The organism is Thermococcus chitonophagus (assembly GCF_002214605.1).
Lineage (GTDB): Archaea > Methanobacteriota_B > Thermococci > Thermococcales > Thermococcaceae > Pyrococcus > Pyrococcus chitonophagus.
The window spans coordinates 1,040,228-1,061,808 of record NZ_CP015193.1 but is presented as its reverse complement, the minus strand read 5'-3'; the positions used below and the strand labels follow the sequence as shown (position 1 = coordinate 1,061,808).

18 protein-coding genes and 2 tRNA genes are annotated in these 21,581 nt (G+C 46.4%); 8 read left to right on the top strand and 12 right to left on the bottom strand.

Annotated elements, in window-relative coordinates:
- Positions 1-7 precede the first annotated feature (7 nt).
- Genes porA (A3L04_RS05940) through A3L04_RS05905 form a run of 8 tightly spaced genes read left to right on the top strand, consistent with a single transcriptional unit; the run spans position 8 to position 9,671 of the window.
- On the top strand, positions 8-1,192 hold the full coding sequence (gene porA / locus A3L04_RS05940) for a pyruvate ferredoxin oxidoreductase (protein ID WP_068576758.1): 1,185 nt from the start codon (positions 8-10) through the stop codon (positions 1,190-1,192).
- A gap of 5 nt (positions 1,193-1,197) precedes the next feature.
- Positions 1,198-2,133: a 3-methyl-2-oxobutanoate dehydrogenase subunit beta gene (locus tag A3L04_RS05935; RefSeq protein ID WP_068576760.1), complete on the top strand. Its 936-nt coding sequence runs from the start codon at positions 1,198-1,200 to the stop codon at positions 2,131-2,133.
- 52 nt (positions 2,134-2,185) lie between these two features.
- Positions 2,186-2,503 (top strand): pyruvate synthase subunit PorD, encoded by a 318-nt coding sequence (gene porD, locus A3L04_RS05930; protein WP_068576762.1) that lies wholly within the window; start codon positions 2,186-2,188, stop codon positions 2,501-2,503.
- Between the two features lie 14 nt (positions 2,504-2,517).
- Positions 2,518-3,705, top strand: coding sequence for a pyruvate synthase subunit PorA (porA, locus tag A3L04_RS05925; RefSeq protein ID WP_068576765.1), 1,188 nt, complete (start codon positions 2,518-2,520; stop codon positions 3,703-3,705).
- Between the two features lie 10 nt (positions 3,706-3,715).
- Positions 3,716-4,711, top strand: coding sequence for a pyruvate synthase subunit PorB (gene porB / locus A3L04_RS05920; protein WP_068576766.1), 996 nt, complete (start codon positions 3,716-3,718; stop codon positions 4,709-4,711).
- 32 nt (positions 4,712-4,743) lie between these two features.
- Entirely contained in the window at positions 4,744-5,517 is a 774-nt protein-coding gene (locus A3L04_RS05915; RefSeq protein WP_068576768.1) for a hypothetical protein, read from the top strand.
- Positions 5,514-8,027, top strand: a complete 2,514-nt coding sequence (locus A3L04_RS05910; RefSeq protein ID WP_068576770.1) for a CDC48 family AAA ATPase — start codon at positions 5,514-5,516, stop codon at positions 8,025-8,027. Before A3L04_RS05915 ends, A3L04_RS05910 begins: the two co-directional genes overlap by 4 nt.
- Positions 8,028-8,057: 30 nt before the next feature.
- Positions 8,058-9,671 (top strand): chloride channel protein, encoded by a 1,614-nt coding sequence (locus tag A3L04_RS05905; protein ID WP_068576772.1) that lies wholly within the window; start codon positions 8,058-8,060, stop codon positions 9,669-9,671.
- 146 nt (positions 9,672-9,817) lie between these two features.
- Here the strand turns inward: A3L04_RS05905 and A3L04_RS05900 are convergent.
- The 12 genes from A3L04_RS05900 to ilvC form a co-directional block, all read right to left on the bottom strand.
- Positions 9,818-9,895 (bottom strand) — tRNA-Val (locus A3L04_RS05900).
- Positions 9,896-9,907: 12 nt separating this feature from the next.
- A tRNA-Ala gene (locus A3L04_RS05895) sits at positions 9,908-9,985 on the bottom strand.
- A gap of 40 nt (positions 9,986-10,025) precedes the next feature.
- On the bottom strand, positions 10,026-10,868 hold the full coding sequence (locus A3L04_RS05890; protein ID WP_068576774.1) for a GNAT family N-acetyltransferase: 843 nt from the start codon (positions 10,866-10,868) through the stop codon (positions 10,026-10,028).
- Positions 10,865-12,157, bottom strand: a complete 1,293-nt coding sequence (locus A3L04_RS05885; protein ID WP_068576776.1) for a DUF2079 domain-containing protein — start codon at positions 12,155-12,157, stop codon at positions 10,865-10,867. The genes A3L04_RS05890 and A3L04_RS05885 overlap by 4 nt, the downstream gene beginning before the upstream one ends.
- 22 nt (positions 12,158-12,179) lie before the next feature.
- Entirely contained in the window at positions 12,180-12,980 is an 801-nt protein-coding gene (locus A3L04_RS05880; protein WP_157092399.1) for a hypothetical protein, read from the bottom strand.
- A 38-nt stretch (positions 12,981-13,018) separates the two neighbouring features.
- The gene (gene ilvD / locus A3L04_RS05875) at positions 13,019-14,674 is read right to left on the bottom strand and encodes a dihydroxy-acid dehydratase (RefSeq protein ID WP_068576780.1); all 1,656 of its coding nucleotides are present in this window, start codon (positions 14,672-14,674) and stop codon (positions 13,019-13,021) included.
- On the bottom strand, positions 14,643-16,247 hold the full coding sequence (gene cimA / locus A3L04_RS05870; RefSeq protein ID WP_068576782.1) for a citramalate synthase: 1,605 nt from the start codon (positions 16,245-16,247) through the stop codon (positions 14,643-14,645). Before cimA ends, ilvD begins: the two co-directional genes overlap by 32 nt.
- The gene (locus A3L04_RS05865; protein WP_068576783.1) at positions 16,228-17,295 is read right to left on the bottom strand and encodes a 3-isopropylmalate dehydrogenase; all 1,068 of its coding nucleotides are present in this window, start codon (positions 17,293-17,295) and stop codon (positions 16,228-16,230) included. Before A3L04_RS05865 ends, cimA begins: the two co-directional genes overlap by 20 nt.
- Positions 17,292-17,786 carry a 3-isopropylmalate dehydratase small subunit gene (leuD, locus tag A3L04_RS05860; protein ID WP_068576785.1) on the bottom strand — a complete coding sequence of 165 codons (495 nt, stop codon included), beginning with the start codon at positions 17,784-17,786 and terminating at the stop codon, positions 17,292-17,294. Before leuD ends, A3L04_RS05865 begins: the two co-directional genes overlap by 4 nt.
- On the bottom strand, positions 17,783-19,054 hold the full coding sequence (gene leuC / locus A3L04_RS05855; RefSeq protein ID WP_068576788.1) for a 3-isopropylmalate dehydratase large subunit: 1,272 nt from the start codon (positions 19,052-19,054) through the stop codon (positions 17,783-17,785). The genes leuD and leuC overlap by 4 nt, the downstream gene beginning before the upstream one ends.
- A 4-nt stretch (positions 19,055-19,058) precedes the next feature.
- Positions 19,059-20,555 carry a 2-isopropylmalate synthase gene (locus A3L04_RS05850; RefSeq protein WP_068576790.1) on the bottom strand — a complete coding sequence of 499 codons (1,497 nt, stop codon included), beginning with the start codon at positions 20,553-20,555 and terminating at the stop codon, positions 19,059-19,061.
- Positions 20,556-20,591: 36 nt separating this feature from the next.
- On the bottom strand, positions 20,592-21,581 hold the full coding sequence (gene ilvC, locus A3L04_RS05845; RefSeq protein ID WP_068576791.1) for a ketol-acid reductoisomerase: 990 nt from the start codon (positions 21,579-21,581) through the stop codon (positions 20,592-20,594).

The window sequence follows — 21,581 nt, the reverse complement described above, 5'->3', positions numbered from 1 at the left end:
GTTCGTTATGGAGTACAGGCCAATTAGGAAGGTTGTAAGCGGTAATTATGCCGCTGCGTATGCAGCTCTTCACGCGAGAGTTCAGGTTGTCGCTGCTTATCCTATAACCCCCCAGACCAGCATCATTGAGAAGATTGCTGAGTTCATTGCTAATGGTCTTGCTGACATTCAGTACATCCCCGTAGAGAGTGAACACTCCGCAATGGCCGCATGTATAGGAGCTTCTGCGACTGGAGCTAGAGTCTTTACCGCAACTTCAGCTCAAGGTCTTGCCTTAATGCATGAGATGCTCCATTGGGCCTCTGGAGCGAGATTGCCAATAGTAATGGTTGACGTGAATAGAGCAATGGCACCCCCATGGAGCGTCTGGGATGATCAGACTGACTCGCTTGCCCAAAGAGATACGGGCTGGATGCAGTTCTATGCTGAGAACAACCAAGAGGTTTACGATGGGGTTTTGATGGCCTACAAGATTGCAGAAACAGTAAACCTACCAGCTATGATCATAGAGAGCGCGTTCATTTTAAGTCACACCTATGATATAGTTGAGATGATTCCCCAGGAACTTGTGGATGAGTTCCTCCCACCTAGAAAGCCCCTCTACAGCTTGGCTAACTTTGACGAGCCTTTCGCAGTCGGTGGGCTTGCAACCCCAAATGACTACTACGAGTTCAGGTACAAGATTGCGAAGGCCATGGAGGAGGCAAAGAGGGTTATCAAGGAAGTTGGCAGAGAGTTTGGTGAGAGGTTTGGAAGGGATTACAGTGAGATGATAGAGAAGGCTTACATTGATGATGCAGACTTCGTGTTCATGGGAATGGGCTCCCTAATGGGAACCGTTAAAGAGGCAGTAGATCTCCTAAGAAAAGAAGGCTACAAGGTTGGCTATGCAAAGGTTCGCTGGTTCAGGCCGTTCCCGAAGGAGGAGCTTATGGAAATTGCGGAGAGTGTTAAGGGTATAGCCGTTTTAGACAGAAACTTCTCATTTGGGCAGGAGGGAATTTTATTCAACGAGGCTAAGGGATCCCTGTACAATACCGACGCCAGGCCAATAATGAAGAACTACATCGTAGGACTCGGAGGGAGGGACTTCACGGTTAAAGACGTCAAGGCTATTGCCGAGGACATGAAGAAGATTATTGCGAGCGGTAAGTTGGATAGAGAAGTTGAGTGGTATCACCTTAAGAGGTGAGAATGATGGAAGTTCCTGAGAACATTAAGAAGAGGCTCACCCTTCCGTTTGATGAACACTTTTATGCTGGTCACACTGCCTGCCAAGGCTGTGGTGCATCCCTCGGCCTTAGGTACGTGCTTAAGGCATATGGAAGAAAGACAATAGTTGCAATTCCTGCATGCTGTTCAACAATCATAGCTGGTCCCTGGCCTTATTCAGCTCTAGACGCCAACCTCTTCCACACGGCCTTCGAAACTACAGGTGCCGTGATTAGCGGTATTGAAGCTGCATTGAAGGCTATGGGATACAAAGTTAAGGGAGAAGACGGTATAATGGTGGTTGGCTGGGCAGGTGACGGAGGAACCGCAGATATAGGCCTTCAAGCATTGAGTGGATTCCTTGAAAGAGGCCATGACGCAGTTTACATAATGTATGATAATGAGGCTTACATGAATACTGGAATTCAGAGGTCAAGTTCAACCCCCTACGGAGCATGGACAACAAACACACCAGGAGGAAAGAGACACTTTCTTGAGAAGAGGCACAAGAAGAAAGTTATTGACATCGTAATTGCCCACAGAATTCCTTATGCTGCTACTGCGAGCATAGCCTATCCTGAGGACTTCATAAGAAAGCTCAAGAAGGCTCAAAAAACACCAGGACCAAGCTTCATCCAGCTCTTTGCTCCCTGTCCAACAGGATGGAGGAGCCCAACAGACAAGACCATAGAAATCGCTAGACTTGCTGTGCAGACTGCATACTTCCCGCTCTTTGAATACGAGAACGGCAAGTACAAAATCAACATGCCAAATCCAAAGAAAGAGCCAAGGCCAATTGAGGAGTTCCTCAAGCTACAGGGAAGATTCAAGTACATGACTAAGGATGACATTGAAACACTTCAGAAGTGGGTGCTTGAGGAGTGGGAGAGGCTTAAGAAGCTTGCTGAAGTGTTTGGTTGAACTTTCCTTAATTTATTTAAATAAGGCGGATAATTCACTTGGGGTGGTATGTATGGCTGAGAGCCCGTTTAAGGCGGATATAGAAAGAGCTCAAAAGGAGTTAACGGAGAAAATGACTCCAGGGGCAATAGTCTACCTACCAGGAAGCAGCGTAATTAACAAGACAGGTTCTTGGAGAGTCTTTAAGCCCGAGTTCAACAAGGATAAGTGCGTTAGGTGCTTCCTGTGCTACATCTATTGTCCAGAGCCAGCAATTTACTTAGACGAAGAGGGCTATCCAGTTTTCGACTATGATTATTGTAAGGGTTGTGGAATTTGTGCAAATGAGTGCCCAACCAAGGCAATTGAGATGGTTAGGGAAGTTAAGTGAATGGGGTGGTGAAGATGCCAATTAGAACCGTTATGAAGGCAAATGAAGCGGCAGCTTGGGCTGCAAAGCTGGCTAAACCCAAGGTAATTGCAGCGTTCCCAATTACACCTTCAACCCTTGTTCCCGAGAAGATCAGCGAATTCGTTGCAAATGGTGAACTTGACGCTGAGTTCATAAAGGTGGAGAGCGAGCACTCAGCTATTTCAGCGTTGGTTGGAGCTGCAGCAGCTGGAGTTAGAACGTTCACGGCAACTGCATCCCAGGGTCTTGCCCTGATGCACGAGATACTCTTCATAGCGGCTGGAATGAGGCTACCAATTGTAATGGCCATTGGTAACAGAGCACTTTCAGCTCCAATCAACATCTGGAACGACTGGCAGGACACGATCAGCCAGAGAGACACTGGTTGGATTCAGTTCTACGCTGAGAACAACCAAGAGGCCCTTGACTTGATAATCGCAGCATACAAGGTTGCAGAGGATGAGAGGGTTCTCCTACCAGCGATGGTCGGTTTCGATGCATTCATCCTAACTCACACGGTTGAGCCCGTGGAAATACCAGATCAGGAAGTCGTTGATGAGTTCCTCGGTGAGTACGAACCAAAGCACGCCTACCTCGACCCGCAGAGGCCCATAACCCAGGGTGCCCTAGCATTCCCAGCCCACTATATGGAAACTAGGTACTTAGTGTGGGAGGCTATGGAGAGAGCCAAGAAGGTCATTGATGAAGTCTTTGAAGAGTTCGAGAAGAAGTTCGGAAGGAAGTACCAGAAGATCGAGGAGTACAGAACGGAGGATGCAGATATAATCTTCGTAACTATGGGCTCACTAGCCGGAACCCTCAAGGAGTGGGTCGACAAGAAGAGGGAAGAGGGATACAAGGTTGGAGCAGCAAAGATGACTGTCTACAGGCCATTCCCAGTTGAGGAGATAAGGGAGCTCGCTAAGAAGACCAAGGTTCTCGCATTCATCGAGAAGAACATAACAATTGGTCTCTACGGTGCCGTGTTTACGGATGCCTCAGCTGCCCTAATCAATGAAAGCGAGAAGCCATTGCTACTTGACTTCATAGCCGGTCTCGGTGGTAGAGACGTAACATTCCAGCAACTTGACGAGGCATTGGCGATAGCGAAGAAGGCCCTTGAGGAGGGTAAGGTTGAGAGGCCAATAAGTTGGATTGGTTTAAGGAAAGAGCTCTTGTGAGGTGGTTGAAATGGCAGTTAGAAAGCCTCCTGTTACCACTCGCGAGTACTGGGCACCGGGCCACGCTGCCTGTGCTGGATGTGGTTGTGCTACAGCTTTGAGGCTCGCCACTAAGGCTTTCAGCGAGGCTATGGAAGAGAAGTATGGAGATCCAAATGCTTTTGCAATTGCCCAGGCAACTGGATGTATGGAGGTAGTCTCGGCTGTATTCCCATACACCGCTTGGAAGGCTCCATGGGTTCATGTTGCATTCGAGAACGCTGCAGCTGTTGCAAGCGGAATTGAGGCTGCATGGAAGAAGAAGGGAATTAAGGGCAAGATCCTTGCAATTGGTGGTGACGGTGGTACAGCAGATATAGGTATGCAGGCCCTCTCGGGAATGCTTGAGAGATGGCACAATGTAGTCTATCTGATGTATGATAATGAGGCCTACATGAATACTGGAATTCAGAGGTCAAGTTCAACCCCCTACGGAGCATGGACAACGACTTCACCACCAGGAAAGTACTCAATTGGTGAAGACAAGCCGAAGAAGTGGGTCGCTCTCATTGCAGCTGCTCATCAGATACCCTATGTTGCAACAGCAAGCATTGGAAACCCATTCGACTTCATAAAGAAGGTAAAGAAGGCCGCTAAGGTCGATGGTCCCGCATTTATCCAAGTTCACTGTACCTGCCCGACAGGATGGAGAACACCACTTGAGAAAGGCGTTGAGATAGCGAGGCTAGCAATTGAAACAGGAATGTGGCCATTATTCGAGATCGAGTATGGTGACATCTGGAACATCAAGATCCAACCACCAGGAGGAGGTGCGAAGGTACACAAGGAGGGCGGAAGAGTAGTAAGGATTGAGTTCAAGAAGCCCATTGAAGAGTACCTCAAGCTCCAGGGAAGATTCAAGCATCTCTTCAAGAGGCCTGAGGCTATTGAAGAGCTAAGGAACCAGATAAAGGCCATGTGGAAAGTCCTTGGTGTTGAGGCCATTCTCCCCAAGCCTGAGGAGTGAGCTTTTTATTCTTCTCCTCTACTTTATTAACGATGCGAGTAGCAGTAATAACAACAGACGCAAGGGTGTATTATATAGCCACGAAAGTGTTAAAAGAGCATAAAATTCCGTTCTATAGTTTGAAGATCACCGATGAGATTCCTTTTGATGTAGAGATAGTTTTGACGTCAGAACGAGATTCTAATAAGATAAATTTCCCCACTAAGATAATAGTGAGAGACGAGACATTTATAGATGAATTGCTTTTGAGGCTAGAAGGGAAAAGGAGATTTGAACATATTTACATAGCAATCGATCCTGGGGAGAGACCTGGGGTAAGTGTTGTTGCAGATAACAGAGTCCTCGAGGTCTACCATCTAAAAAGCCCCCGAGATGTTGATATAATAATACAACTGCTTGAAAAATATCCTAAAGCCAAAATTAAGATTGGTCATGGTGCTAAGAGGCACAGAATACTAATGCTTAAGACCCTTGCAAAGATACTCGGAGAAGATTATCCAATAATCCTAGTCAATGAGAAAGGGACGACTCCTCGAGTTGGCGGAGTGGAGGCTTGGGCGATACAGGATATAGTTGCTTCTATTAATATAGGTCTTAGAGACGGAAGGGAGATAACGATAAGAGAGTTAATTAAGGGGGATAAAGTAACTAAAGGAGAAATAGAAAATATTAAAGCCCAAAGCAGAAGATTAAGCGGGGGCAAAATAACGATATCATCCGAATTAGCGAGAGAAGTCGCTTTAGGAAATATCACGATAGAAGAAGCAATAAACATTCAAAAAAGAAGGAAAGAGGTGAGAAAATGATACTTGGGAGAGGGGATGAGAAGAAAGAGGAGATAAAGCTTAGAGTTGCCGAAGCTCTGAAATGGGATGTAGGGAGAGGGATAGTTAGGTTTGATAGAAAATACCAGAGAATGCTTGGTGTTCAGGCTGGGGATATAGTGGAGATTGAAGGAGAAAGAGTAACTGCCGCTATAGTCGCAAATGCTCATCCAGATGATAGAGGGCTCGACATCATCAGAATGGATGGATATATTAGGAGAAACGCTGGGGTCAGCATAGGAGATTTTGTAACCGTTAGGAAGGCCCAAGTTAAGGAAGCAAAAAAAGTCGTTTTAGCACCGGCTCAGAGGGGTGTTATTATTCAAATCCCTGGGGACGTAATAAAAAACAACCTCCTAGGGAGGCCTGTAGTTAAGGGAGATATAATTGTTGCAAGTGGAAGGGGAGAGTTCTACTCTGGGACACCTTTTGACGAGCTATTTAGAGGTTTCTTCGAGGCAATGTCAGTTGGTTTTGGCGAGCTAAAGTTCGTCGTTGTGAACACTATACCCAAGGGAATTGTCCAGATAACTTACAACACCGAGGTCGAGGTTCTTCCCCAGGCAGTCGAAGTTCGTGAGGAAAAGGTTCCAGAAGTTACCTATGAAGATATTGGTGGTCTCAATGACGCAATCGAAAAGATCAGGGAAATGGTTGAGTTGCCCCTCAAGCATCCTGAATTATTTGAAAGACTGGGAATAGAACCACCGAAGGGTGTTCTCTTGTATGGGCCCCCAGGAACTGGTAAGACTTTACTAGCTAAGGCCGTGGCCAACGAGGCTAATGCATACTTCATCGCAATCAACGGTCCGGAAATAATGAGCAAATACTACGGAGAAAGCGAAGAAAGATTAAGGGAAATATTCAAGGAGGCTGAGGAGAACGCTCCAGCAATAATATTCATCGACGAAATTGACGCAATAGCACCAAAGAGAGAGGAAGTTGTTGGAGAAGTAGAAAAGAGAGTCGTGTCTCAGTTACTGACTTTAATGGATGGCCTCAAGTCAAGAGGCAAAGTGATAGTCATTGCAGCGACGAACAGGCCTGATGCTATTGATCCGGCTTTGAGGAGGCCTGGAAGGTTTGATAGGGAGATTGAGGTTGGTGTTCCAGACAAGCAGGGTAGGAAGGAAATCCTACAAATCCACACAAGAGGAATGCCAATAGAACCAGACTTTGAGAAGGATGCAGTATTGAAAGTCCTTAAGGAATTGGAAAGGGAAGAGAGATTTGATGGAGCCATTGTTTCTGAACTTATAGAGAAGGTAAAGAAAGCAAGTAACGAAGAAGAGATAAAGGATATTCTAAAAAAGGATGGCAAGATATACGTTGAAGTTAAGGCAAGGCTCATTGATAAGCTACTTGATGAACTTGCAGAGATAACCCATGGATTCGTTGGTGCTGATCTGGCAGCATTAGCTAGGGAGGCTGCAATGGTAGTTCTAAGAAGGCTAATCAAAGAAGGAAAGATAAACCCTGAAGCAGAGACAATTCCAAGAGAAGTCCTGGAGGAACTTAAGGTAACAAAGGAGGACTTCCTCGAGGCGCTCAAGATGGTTGAGCCTTCAGCATTGAGGGAAGTGCTCATTGAGGTACCAAACGTCCACTGGGATGACATTGGAGGACTCGAAGACGTAAAGCAAGAACTCAGAGAAGCAGTAGAATGGCCACTTAAATACCCAAAAGCCTTCAAAAAACTAGGCATAACACCTCCAAAGGGAATCCTCCTCTATGGGCCCCCAGGAACTGGTAAAACATTGTTAGCTAAGGCAATAGCAACTGAAAGTCAAGCTAATTTCATAGCTATCAGAGGTCCAGAGGTTCTGAGCAAGTGGGTCGGTGAGAGCGAGAAGAGAATAAGAGAGATATTCAGGAAAGCGAGACAGGCAGCACCTTCTATAATTTTCATCGACGAAATTGACGCAATAGCGCCGGCAAGGGGAACCTCAGAAGGTGAAAAGGTTACAGACAGGTTAATCAATCAGTTACTCACCGAGATGGATGGGATACAAGAGAACAGTGGTGTTGTAATTATTGCTGCAACCAACAGGCCGGATATACTTGATCCAGCCCTGCTTAGGCCGGGTAGGTTTGACAGGCTGATCCTAGTTCCAGCGCCCGACGAGAAGGCGAGGCTAGAAATATTCAAAGTACACACCAGAAACATGCCACTAGCAAAAGACGTTGACCTTAGGGAATTAGCCAGAAAAACTGAGGGGTACACTGGAGCAGACATAGCTGCTCTAGTCAGAGAAGCAGCACTAAACGCACTAAAAAGGGCAGTTTCTTCATTATCTCCAGAAGCCGTTGAGGAAGAGAGTGAGGAATTTTTAAACAAGCTTGTAGTTACGAGGAAGGATTTCGAGGAAGCATTCAAGAAAGTTAAGCCAAGTGTTACCAAATACATGATTGAGTACTACAAACAGTTCGAAGAGAGCAGAAAGAAAATGGGCGGTGAAACAGTTAGAGAGCCCGACTACTTCACCGGCTGATCATATCATCCGTTATTGGGGAATAGTCCGATGATAAGGAAATGGGCAAAGGTAATATTTGCATCCATAATTGCAGGTATTGGAGGGGGGCTTGGAGCCCTACTTTTTAGATTTTTAGTTAACATAACAACGAGGCTTTTCTTTGGTGTTTTATCCGCCAAGTTTAAGTTATTTCTGATGCCAATAATAGGAGCTCTCTTTATATACCCAATAGTTAAGAACAATCCAAAAGTAAGAGGAACAGGGGTTCCTGAGGTTATAGAAAGCGTGATCTTCAGAAAAGGGGACATAAGTGGGAAGTTCGCAATCCTAAAAATCATTGCAACATCAATAACAATAGGCTCAGGGGGAAGTGCAGGTAGAGAAGGACCAATTGGATTTATAGGGGCATCAATAGCATCTTGGATAGGTAGGAGGCTTTCCCTTTCGTCCCAGATGAGAAGATTAATAACCACATGCGGACTGGCTGCCGGCATCTCTGGGACTTTTAACACGCCCCTTGCTGGAGCTATGTTTGCTCTTGAGGTAATTTATATGGGCGCATTTTCTCTGAATTTAGTGCCGATATTCATATCATCAATAATAGGGAATGCAATAACATTGACATTCCTCGGGAAAGCTTTTGGAGTTGAAATACCTACAGGTCTCTCTCATTCTATATCGGAAAGTACCTATTACGTTCTCATGGGGTTAGTCATGGGTGTTCTAGCTCCTCTTTTTGCGAAATCCCTATATAAGACTGGAGATGCACTAGAGAAAATCCCCCTTTTCCCGAGATTAATTCTCGGAGCATTAATTGTTGGGGTCATTGGATCACAGTTTAGGAATTATGGGATTTTTGGAGTTGGTTATGAGGGCCTTCAACTAGCTCTACTCGGTAAATTAGGACTGAAAATCATGATAACCTTAGCCATTGCAAAGGCTATTGCAACGGTTTTTACAATTGCATCGGGCTTTAGCGGTGGTATTTTTGCCCCTAGTCTTTATATAGGCGCAATGCTCGGGGGAGCATTTGCCCTGTTATTTGGGCTGGATCCTAAAACCTACTCACTCATTGGAATGGCTGCGTTCTTTAGTGCATTAACCCAAGCCCCTATAGCTCAAATCCTTATGATAGTGGAGCTCACTGGAGGGTACTCTCTTCTACCTGCGGTAATGATAGCCTCAACTCTCAGCTTCTTGATTGCGAGGTTTATATTTAAGGGATCATCAGTATACACCCTCAAGCTCGAGAAGAGAGGCCTGAAAATAAGAACCGGCAAACCAATGATACTTGAGATGGTTAAAGTCGAAGAGATAATGTCTAAAGATGTTGTTTATTTAAGGGTTGGATTCAGCCAAGAGGAAGTCATTTCAAAAGCTACACAAACTGGTCATGACTGTTTTCCAGTTTTGGATAATGATGAGAACGTTGTTGGAATTATATGCATTCAAGAAGTCTTAAAGGGAGCAAAGAAACCCATAAAGGGCTATACAATTGGAAAAGATAAGACTGCCAGAGATGCCCTTGAGCTGTTAATGAAACAGAGAATTCTGCCAGTTGTTGATGAAACTGGAAAATTAGTGGGAGTTGTAACTAAGAGCGATGTATATAGGGGATATTACATGGCCCTCGAAGAGACGTTCATAGATGATTTGTCATAATGGGCATGTCGACGATTAACTTACATTGGATAGGGTTTGGGTGGAGGAAGCTAGAAAGGAGGGCTATAATCTCTCGGCTCTTGTTTATAGGCTCTTAAAAGAGTATCTTGAGAAGGTGAGGATAGTGGAGAATGTAATTTCAGAAATGGTGGGCCCGCGGGGATTTGAACCCCGGACCTCCACCTTGTCAGGGTGGCGTCATAACCAGTCTAGACCACGGGCCCGCCCAAAATTTATGGTGGACCGGCCGGGATTTGAACCCGGGGCCTCCGCCTTGCCAAGGCGGCGCTCATACCAGGCTGAGCTACCGGCCCACCGTCCGTCATTCACTTCCTTGGTCTTGATTTATAAACTTTACGATATCCACTTTCCCAAGATAACGTTCCTTCTAAGGATTTCAGCCTCGAACTCTTCAGCTAAATCCTGGGGTAATGTTGTTATAACTTCCTTGAAATATTTTCTAGCTCTTCCGAGGATTTCCGGGATATCTTTTTCCCGTCCCCAGATGTAAACTCCTCCTAATCCACTGGGTAGCTTCCTTATAACGTAGTACGACTTCCCCAACTTCCCCGACTCCAAGATGTTATCGATCCCCGCAATTAGATCTACAAAGCTTGAAAACCAATGATGATATGAAGTTTGAAATCTTCCAGCAACGAGCTCAAGCCCTTTCACTTCTTCCCACGAAAAGCCATGGAGCTTCGCATCTTCTGGATCAAACTTTTCGGTGTTTATCTTTACAACATGGTTCTCGAGCAACTTTTTATATCCAAGCCTCTCATAGAAGCTATAGGATCTGTCTTCAGGAGTTACCACAATAACATCGCATTCTCTTGCCCTGGCAATCTCCTCTGCTTTCTGCATTAATGCTCTCCCGATTCCCCTCCCTCTAAATTCCCTATGAACCATGAGAACATCTGCGTTGCATATCCTCCTGAGCCTGTCCAGAAGCATCTCCTCTTCAATCAGTAGCTCTATTTCTCCAACTATCTTGCCTTCAAGTTCCGCAACTAGAACGGGCTGATTATGAAGGAATAAGTAGTTCAGATGGATTGAACAGGTCTCAACACTCATCCAGGGGCCTCCATATTTGTACCTCTCAAAGACGCTCAATCTGTGATATCTGAGAATGTCAACGTCAGAAAGGTGACACTTCACTATTCCCGCAACGTCGTCGAACGTGGCTTCCCTTATCATTTTTGCACCCTAAAGAGGCATACACCGTTGATGCATTTAATTACCTTTACCCTTACTTTATTTATCCTCCCGAACCTTTTAAGCCAGATCCTCCCCCTATACGTTGTCATATCAAGTAGTATGTACTCTACCTTTGCTCCCCTCGGGTAAACGTATACGTCGATCTTAGTTGACAGTGGGGCATAAAACCTCGGTTGAGTATATACGGAGCCATTAACGAGCTTTATCAACTCCCAGAATGCGTTCTTCCTGGGGTATTGGTGGAGTCTTGCATAGTGGACTACGCTCAAATCCTCCTTGTTTGGGGAGAAAGTTATGGGCAGGGTAGCTAAGGATACTAAGATTCCAGCCACTACTAGCCCTCCCAGGGCTCTTTTATTAAGCTTTTTCGCTCCATAAACTGAGGCTATAAACGATAACGGAACTATCATATAGGAATAGTGAAAGCCTATCATCGTCTGCGTTGGTCTTGAGGATAGCAGGGATTCAAGCCAAGGTAAGAATAACAGAATGACTGACTCATAATCCAGGAAGGGAAGGAAACTAAAAGTTGCGTTGACAGTGATAAAGTACAGGAGTTTTCTCTGGTCGATATTGATGCTTTTATAGAGGGACTCGTATATGTATCTCCCTCCGAAGAGGGGGATCACGACCTTAATGACCAGTATGCCGTAGAAAAGCACGCAGAGCACTTCAATTATTTTCCTCCTTGATACCCCATTCTTCAGCGTATCCCATGCGAGAATTCCTAGAATCCCGAGAAATGCATCCTCTTTAACGCTCAGGGTAAGAGCGCTAGTAACGTAGAACAATTTGCTTTCTCTCTTAAGCAGTGCTAAAAAGGAGAGGAGCAATAATGGAACGGCAAGCGAAACTGGGTGGAACTCGAACAGCCCTATGCCAATTAACGAGGAGTTGCAGGCGTAGAGTATGGTCACTGGAAGGGCTATCTCTTCATTAACCTCCATAGCTATGAGGTACGCTATTAGAACCGAGATGGCAAGTGCAAAACTTTGAAGAATCAGTAGCGTTATTGGGCTTTTAAAAACAGCAAAAAGGGGGAAGATTAGAAGGAGTATCGGCTGGAAGTGAACGGCAAAATGCGTTGAGGCCCCGTACATCTGAAACTCCACGGTATTGTAAAGGAACATGCCGTGGAGGATTGAAGAGAGTGACTGTGTGAATATTCCCAGGTCTAGGCTACAATACTGCAGGTTTTCATACTTGATTAGAGAGAGCGTTGTAAGGATTATAAAATGAAGAGTCGCTATGATTACACCCTTTTTCATTATTTCAGCGCTCCTTTCGGCATTATTTGACTACAACTTGGGTGTTGCCCAGGATATCTGTATAGTCCGGGATAATCTCAAATCTGTACTCTTCAAGGGGCATTTCGAGTGTTTCATTACCGATGCTGTACAGGAGAAGGGGCCTTATAAGTACGATGTCGGTTTTTATTGGCCTATCGTCTTTTAGGATAAATGTTAAGATCCTTGAAGTTTTCGGAGGAATCTGGATTGGAGAAAAGTTCACGATCCTTATCCCAGGTAGCTCTATCTTTACATCCCTAATGTACACACTTGAGTTCGTTGGGTTGTAGATCTCATACTCTAGTATACTCCCATTTAGATCCCCCTCACTTCCAATTTCTGCCACCTTGGAGGTATATACTCTTAGTTTGCTACCCTTCTTTACGCCATAGGCCACAATTCTTATGGGCATGCTTACTTCAACATTGCCCGACCTAAGTACGAACTTTGCATCGGCTGTGCACTTGCCCTCCCCTTTAAGTTGTAGCAATATGATGAACTTCTCCTTCTCAACTTCTCCACTCACTGCCTCGTGGGAAGGCACTATTGCCAACAGGTTCAGGCACTTAGGTAAATCCCTTATGCTGTAAACAGCAGACATGTTGCCCCTCTTTTTGATCCAGTAAACGTGAAGCTCTATAACGTCCCCAGGATAACCCGCATAGTACACATCCTGTCTCCCCACGAACATCTGACCTATGGTTTTTGGAGTCCTAGTAAGGGTCTTTGGTACTAAGAACACTCCACTTCCAACTATCACGCCTAGGATAAATGCCAGAATTATCTTCCTCATTTTGATCACTAAAAATTGGAAGTAGTAAAAATATATAAGAATTGCGTTTAGAATTTATAAACTGCCCCAGTATTTGAGGATGTAACTAACTCCGAGTACCTCTTCAGATACCCTTTGAGGGGTTTAACCTTTGGCTTCCATCTCTTTCTCCTTTCCTCAAGTTCACCTTCGTCAACTAGTAAGTCAACTCTCTTTGCCTTTAGGTCTATCCTTATCCTATCCCCATTCTCGACTAGGGCTATTGGTCCTCCTTCTGCAGCTTCCGGCGAAACGTGGCCGATTGAAATTCCTCTCGTTGCTCCGGAGAACCTTCCATCTGTAATTAAGGCAACATCTTTATCTAACCCCATCCCTGCTATAGCGGAAGTGGGAGTTAGCATCTCCCTCATTCCTGGGCCGCCCCTTGGGCCTTCGTACCTTATCACAACAACATCGCCCTTCTCAACTTCTCCGCTCAGGATTGCTTTCGTGGCTTCCTCTTCGCTGTCATAAACTTTGGCGGTTCCTTCAAATACGGTAACTCCGTTAACGGCTGATACCTTGATTACAGCCCCATCTGGGGCAAGTGTTCCTCTAAGTATCATTATGCCCCCTCTAGGGGAGTAAGGATTATCGAGTGGTCTTATCACGTCATCCCTGGCCACGAATGCTCTCTCAAGCAATTCCTTTACAGTCTTCAAGGCAACTGTCATCCTGTCCTCGTGAATAATCCCCTTCTTAGCAAGCCTCTTCATTACTCCAAGAATTCCTCCCGCCTCGTAGAGGTCAACGACGAAGTGTTTTCCTGCGGGGCTCAGCTTTGCGAGGGTTGGCGTTATCTCACTTATCCTGTCGAAGTCATCTAAAGTTAGGTCAACTCCTGCCTCATGTGCTATTGCCATAAGGTGGAGGACAGTATTTGTCGAGCCACCTAGAGCCATATCAACGGCTATGGCATCTTCAAATGCTTCCTTAGTCATTATGTCGCTTGGCTTGACGTCCTCTTCAACGAGCTTAACTATCTGCATTCCCGTTTTCTTGGCTATCCTTATCCTGTGAGCGTAAACTGCCGGAGCAGTTCCGTTCCACGGCATTGAAACTCCCAAGGCTTCCGTTAGTGCATTCATGGTGTTTGCGGTAAACATTCCAGCACAAGAGCCGCAACCAGGACAGGCTACGGATTCAAGAAGCTTAAGCTCCTCAAGACTCATCTTTCCAGCCTTTACGGCACCCACTGCTTCAAAAACGGTCTTTACATCAACGTACTCTCCCCTAAACCTGCCTGGCAGCATGGGGCCGCCTGAAACGAAAATAGCTGGAACGTCGAGCCTAGCCATAGCCATTAGCATTCCCGGGATTATCTTGTCACACGAAGCAATCATCACTATTCCATCGAAGTGATAAGCCTGAGCGACTAATTCAACGCTGTCAGCTATAAGCTCCCTTGAGGGGAGCGAATATTTCATTCCGGAGTGGTTCATTGCTATTCCATCGCAGATCCCTATTGTATTGAACTCAAGCGGAGTCCCTCCGGCCATCCTGATTCCTGCCTTTACCGCCTCGGCAATCTTCCTGAGGTGTATATGACCAGGGATCAGCTCGTTGAATGAGTTAGCTATTCCTATGAGTGGTCTGTCAAGCTCCTCATCCGTTAGCCCCATAGCTTTAAAAAGGGAACGGTGGGGAGCCCTTTCAATTCCCCTCTTTACCACATCGCTTCTCATTTTTACCACACTCCTTCATCAGCCAGTACTCCATACTGTCGATTATGGCGTTTAAGCTTGCCTCTATTATGTTCGTCGATGCTCCAACGGTGCCCCAGCTCTTCTTTCCATCGCTCGTCTGGATAAGAACCCTGACCTTGGCAGCAGTTCCCTTTTCGCTCCCAAGAACCCTGACCTTGTAGTCAACGAGCTTTATCTCCTTGAGCTCTGGGTAGAATTCAGTTAAGGCCTTCCTCAGTGCCAGATCTAGGGCATTGACTGGGCCATTACCTTCTGCAGCTGTGTGGACTCTCTTGCTGTCAACCTTAACAACTACTGTAGCTTCCGATATTGGGGGTTGGCCGGGGAGTATTTCGCTTATAACTCTTGCCCTTTCAAGCTCAAAGAAGGGCTTGTACCTTCCTTTTATCTTCTCGATTAACAGTTCAAGCGAGGCCTCAGCAGCCTCAAAGTGATAGCCCAGGAATTCAAGCTCCTTAATCTTGTTCACTATCTCCTGAAGGTGGGGATCCTTCTCATCCAAGTCTATACCCAGTTCTTTGGCCTTGTATATGAGGTTGCTCTTTCCTGAGAGCTCTGAAACTACGACCTTTCTCCTGTTTCCAACGAGCTCTGGATCTATGTGCTCGTATGTCCTTGGATTCTTTAGGACAGCTGACACGTGAACTCCACCCTTGTGGGCGAAAGCGCTGTCTCCAACGTAGGGCTGGTTCCTGGGTATCTCCATATTGGCGAGTTCGGCAACGAAGTGCGCTAATTCTTTAAGCTTCCTCAACTTTTCCTTTCCAACAACTTCAACCCCGTACTTGAGCTCTAAGGCGGGGATTATTGAAATCAAGTTAGCGTTGCCACACCTCTCTCCGTAACCGTTTATCGTCCCCTGTATCTGAACAACTCCAGCTTCAAAGGCCATGAGAGAGTTGGCAACTGCCAGCTCGGAATCGTTGTGAGCATGGATGCCCAAGGGGACCTTTATCTCTTCCCTAACCCTCTCGACTACCTGCTTAATGAAGGAAGGTAGTGACCCTCCATTGGTATCAGCTAAGACTATCCTCTCAGCTCCCGCCTCCTCAGCCGTCTTTATGGTCTCCATTGCGTAATCTGAATTTGCCCTGTATCCATCGAAGAAGTGCTCGGCATCGTAAAATACTTTCATGCCGTGTTCTCTGAGGTACTCTATTGAATCCGCTATCATCTGGAGATTGTTCTCAAGGGTCGTCTTTAATGCATCCGTAACGTGGAGATCCCAGCTCTTACCGAATATCGTCGCTATTGGAGCCTCGGAATCAACGAGGGCATTAAGGTTTGGATCTTCTTCGGGCCTCAGCCTCGGCCTTCTCGTGCTTCCGAACGCTGCAATCTGAGCGTTTTCCAAGCTTAGGTCTTTAACAGCCTTGAAGTACTCTATATCCTTAGGATTTGAACCTGGCCATCCTCCCTCTATATAATGTATGCCGAATTCATCAAGTTTTTCAGTTATCTTCAGCTTATCTTCAAGTGAGAAGCTTATCCCCTCCATCTGGGCGCCGTCCCTAAGGGTGGTATCGTACAGCTCAACCCGCCTCTCCTTCATCCCACAACACCTCTAGGACTTTAACAACGGCATCTCCAACTTCATGAGTCTTCAAACTACCTCCCAAATCTGGAGTTACCTTATTCTCTTCTATCACCTTTGCAACAGCCTTTTCCACCGTCTTAGACTCTTTGTCCAACCCTAAATGCTCAAGCATGAGCGAAGCCGTTAATATCGCCGCTAAGGGATTTGCTATACCCTTTCCAGCTATATCTGGGGCAGAACCGTGAACAGGCTCGAACATAGAGACCTTCCTAGGGTGTATGTTCCCTGATGCAGCTAAACCTAGCCCACCGACTATCTCCGCCCCCAGGTCCGTTAGAATATCACCGAACATGTTGGGTGTAACAACTACTTCGAAGATCTCGGGAGAGCGAACCATTTTCATTGCCATTGCATCGACGTAATAGTGGTCAGTTTCAATCTCCGGGTACTCCTCTGAGACCTCGGCAAAGACCCTCTGCCAGAGATCGTGGGCATAGGTTAGAACATTGGCCTTGTCCACGAGGGTTACCTTCTTCCTTCCCGTTTTCTTGGCGTACTCAAATGCAAATCTTACTGTCCTCTCCACACCGTAGCGGGTGTTTATCATCTCCTGAATTGCTACTTCCTGGGGAGTTCCCTTCCTGAGGAATCCTCCCGCACCAGCGTACAGCCCCTCGGTGTTCTCTCTGACGAAGACCATGTCAATTTTCTCCTTCTCCTTCAGCGGTGTGAGCTTCGGGTGGTACAGCTTGACTGGCCTCAGGTTAACGTAGAGGTCAAGGGAGAACCTCAGCTTGAGCAGTATTCCATGCTCGAGAACTCCAGGCTTTACCCTGGGGTCACCTATTGCCCCAAAGTATATGGCATCGAACTTCCTGAATTCTTCAATTGCCCAGTCCGGCAGGGTTTCCCCAGTTTTGAGGTAGTGCTCAGCGCCAAAGGGATATTCTTGAAAGTCGAACTTCACGTTGCTGAGCTGTTCTAACTTTCTGAGAACCTTTAGTCCCTCCGCAACTACTTCCTTACCTATTCCGTCCCCAGGAATTACCGCTATCTTGATCATTTGGCTAACCTCCTCTTAGTCCATTCTATTAGGCCTCCGGCCTTGATGATCTCCATTATGAAGTCAGGGAAAGGATTCGCGTGGTATACTTCCCCTTTAGTCAGGTTCCTAATCTCTCCCGTGGAGAAATCTACCTCGAGCTCATCTCCCGTCTCTATCCTCTCAACTGCCTCAGGAGCCTCGAGAATTGGAAGTCCAATGTTTATTGCGTTCCTGTAGAATATCCTCGCAAAGCTCTTGGCTATTACGCAGGAAACCCCGGCTGCTTTTATCGCCAATGGGGCGTGCTCTCTTGAACTGCCACACCCGAAGTTCTCGCCGGCCACTATTATGTCCCCAGGCTTCATCTTGAACCTGAACTCTGGGTCTAGATCCTCGAGCACGTGTTGAGCCAACTCCTTTGGATCAGAGGTGTTGAGGTATCTCGCGGGGATTATGACGTCGGTATCTATGTGATCCCCATACTTCCAAGCCCTTCCTTTAACCTTCATTTTACCACCTCCTCAGGAGAAGCTATCCTTCCGAGAACTGCAGATGCAGCGGCAACGTAGGGGCTTGCGAGGTAAACCTCACTCTTTGGATGACCCATTCTTCCAACAAAGTTCCTGTTGGTTGTTGAAACCGCCCTCTCCCCAGAAGCGAGAACTCCCATGTGTCCTCCTAAGCATGGACCGCATGTTGGAGGCCCTATAACGGCTCCAGCCTCGAGGAATATCTCAAGCAGGCCGTCCTTTAGGGCTCTCCAGTATACGCTGGGTGAGCATGGAATTACGATTAGTCTAACCCAGGGAGCAACCTTCTGACCCTCGAGAATCTCCGCGGCCATCTTCAAATCTTCATATCGTCCATTTGTACAAGAACCAATGAACACTTGGTCGATCTTTATGTTCATCTTGGCGGCCTTGCTTATTGGCACGGTATTCTCTGGAAGGTGTGGAAATGCCACTTGAGGCTCTATCTTGCTCACGTCGTACTCTATTACTTTGTGGTACTTCGCATCCTCATCGCTCTTGTAGACCTTGTAATCTCTCTGAGCCCTCTCCTTCACGTACTCCAGGGTTTTCTTATCTGGCTCAATTATTCCCGTCTTTGCCCCCGCCTCAATTGCCATGTTTGTCATTGTCATTCTCTGCTCCACGGAAAGCTTCTCAATTACTTCCCCGCTGAACTCCATTACCTTGTATAAAGCCCCGTTAACGCCAATGTCTCCTATGGTGTAAAGGATAAGATCCTTCGAGGTAACCCATGGCTGGAGCTCTCCCTCGTAAACGAACTTTATAGTCTCAGGAACCCTGAACCAAGCTTCCCCAGTTGCCATCGCCACTGCTAAATCCGTGCTTCCGACTCCGGTTGCAAAAGCTCCTAGGGCTCCGTGGGTGCATGTGTGTGAATCAGCCCCTATCACGAGGTCTCCCGGGAGTATTAGTCCGAGCTCGGGAAGGAGACAGTGCTCAACTCCAACGTTTCCTCCCTCAAAGAACCACTTTATGCCCATTTCTCTCGCGAATTCTCTTGAGAACTTACACTGCTCCGCTGATTTTATGTCCTTGTTTGGAGTGAAGTGATCAAGAACTATTCCTACCCTCTCCGGATCAAAGACCCTGTCAACTCCGAGCTCCTTAAACTTCTTGATTGCTAAGGGAGTTGTTACATCATTTCCGAACACGAAGTCAAGCTTTGCCATAACTATTTCTCCGGGCTTAACTTCCTCTTTACCTGCGTGTTCAGCCAATATCTTTTCAGCAATGGTCATCCCCATTCTATCACCTCCTTATTCTATTCACGGCGTTTAGATAAGCCTGAGCGCTGGCTTCAATAATGTCAGTGCTTAACCCTCTTCCAACGTAAATCTCACCGTTGTGCTCAATCCTAACGAGAACCTCCCCCAGAGCATCCCTTCCAGAAGTGACGGAGGTTACCCTGTACTCTTTGAGCCTGCAGTCGAGGTTTAGGGCCTTATTTATGGCTGAGAAGAGAGCATCAATTGGCCCGTTCTTGGACCATGAAGCTTCGATCTTCTCGGTACCGTTCCAGTAAACCCTAACCGTTGCCGTTGAGATTTTTCCCGAGGTTACGTGAAGAACTTCAACGTGGTACTTCTCCCTTCCTTTGCCAAGTTCCTCCTGAATTATTGCCTCTATGTCCAAATCAGTAATGCCTTTCTTCCTATCTGCAACTTCTTTGAACTTAGCAAATGCCCTTTCAAATTCCTCCTCATTTAGCTTATAGCCGAGCTCTTCGAGCTTTTTCCTGAAAGCGTGTCTTCCCGAATGCTTCCCTAAGACAATTTTGCTACCAGAAAATCCAAGCTTCTTTGGATCTATGATCTCGTAGGTGGTTCTCTCCTTTAGAACTCCATCTTGATGAATCCCCGATTCGTGAGCAAAAGCATTCGCTCCAACAACGGCTTTGTTCGGTGGAACTTCAATTCCCGTTAGATGTGCAACTAACCTACTAGTTCTCGCTATTTCACTCAGATTTATGCCAGTTTCAACTTTATAGAAGTCCTTCCTAGTATCTAAAGCAACGACAACTTCCTCTAAGGCGGCGTTTCCAGCTCTCTCCCCTATTCCGTTCACAGTAACTTCAACTTGGTTAGCACCGGCTCTTATTGCTGAGAGGGAGTTAGCAACCGCTAGGCCAAGGTCATCATGACAGTGAACGCTTATCGTTACTCCATTGAGGTTCGTTATATTCTTCTTCAGATATCTTATCAGCTCGTAGAACTCCTCCGGCGTTGTATAGCCAACGGTGTCTGGAATGTTTATTGTCGTTGCTCCAGCATCTATAACAGCCTCATAAATCTCAACTAGAAAGTCCCAGTCGCTTCTTGTTGCGTCTTCGGCAGAGAACTCTATATCATCAGTGTATTTGGTGGCGTATTCTACTGCCTCCACGGCAAGCTTTCTAACTTCCTCGGGGCTCTTTCTAAGCTTGTACTTCATGTGGATTTGTGAAGTCGCTATGAAAGTGTGGATTCTTTTCTTCTCAGCGTCCTTAAGGGCTTCTCCCGCCCTGTCTATGTCTTTTTTAACGGCCCTCGCTAGGGCCGCTATGGTAGGCCCTTCAACCTCCCTGGCTATCCTACTTACGGCCTCAAACTCACCGGGAGATGAGATTGGAAAGCCCGCCTCGATGATATCCACGTTAAGTCTCGCGAGCTGCTTGGCTATCTCAACTTTCTCTTCAACGGTTAAACTAACACCAGGAGTCTGCTCGCCATCTCTCAGCGTAGTGTCAAATATTTTTATCCTTCTCACGATTTAACCCTCCAAAGAATTAGGAAGAGGGGGAGATTACTTCTCCAATCCACTCATCTTCCTAATGAACCTTCCAACTTTCTCTATCTCATGCTCTTCGATGGGTTTCATTAGCTCCTCAAGAACTTCCTTTGCTCTGTCGGCCTTTGATATCCACTCTTTGGCGAACTCCCCGCTTCTAACTCTCTCGGCGTACTTCCTCATGTTTTCCTTGACATGGTCGTCAATTACCTTTGGCCCAACCGTAAGACCACCGTACTTTGCCGTATCTGATACAGCCTTCAGCATTCCAGTGAATCCTCTCTCATAGATTAGATCCATTATTAGCTTTGCTTCATTGCAGGCCTCGAAGTAAGCGAGTTCTGGTGGATAGCCAAGCTCTACGAGAACTTCAAATCCCTTCTTTATGAGTTCAATTAGACCTCCAACGAGGACTAACTGCTCTCCAATGAGGTCGCTCTCGGTTTCATCCTTGAAAGTTGTCTCTATTACTCCAGCCCTCGTTGCTCCTATCGCCTTGGCCATTGCGAGTGCTAACTCCTTTGCATGGCCTGTGTAGTCCTGATGGACAGCAATTAAGGCAGGAACACCAAAGCCTTCTAAGTAGGTCTCTCTAACCCTCCTTCCTGGGCTCTTGGGAGCAACCATGATGACGTCAACATATTCAGGAGGGACTATCTGTTTGTAATGAATGTTAAAACCGTGGGAGAAGCCTAATGCCTGCCCCTCCCTTAGGTGTGGCTCAATTTTCTCCTTGTATACCTTTGGCTGGACTAAATCCGGAATTAGAATGTGAACTATATCGGCCTTTTGAACGGCCTCTTCGATTGTGTAAACTTCAAAGCCGTCCTGCTTTGCCCTCTTCCATGAATTTCCTTCAGGTCTAAGACCGAGTATTACGTGAACTCCGGAATCCCTCATGTTCTTTGCCTGAGCTTCTCCTTGGCTTCCGTACCCTATAACGGCCACGGTCTTGTCCTTCAGTATGTCCATACTAACCTCATTGTCGTAGTATACCTTCACCAT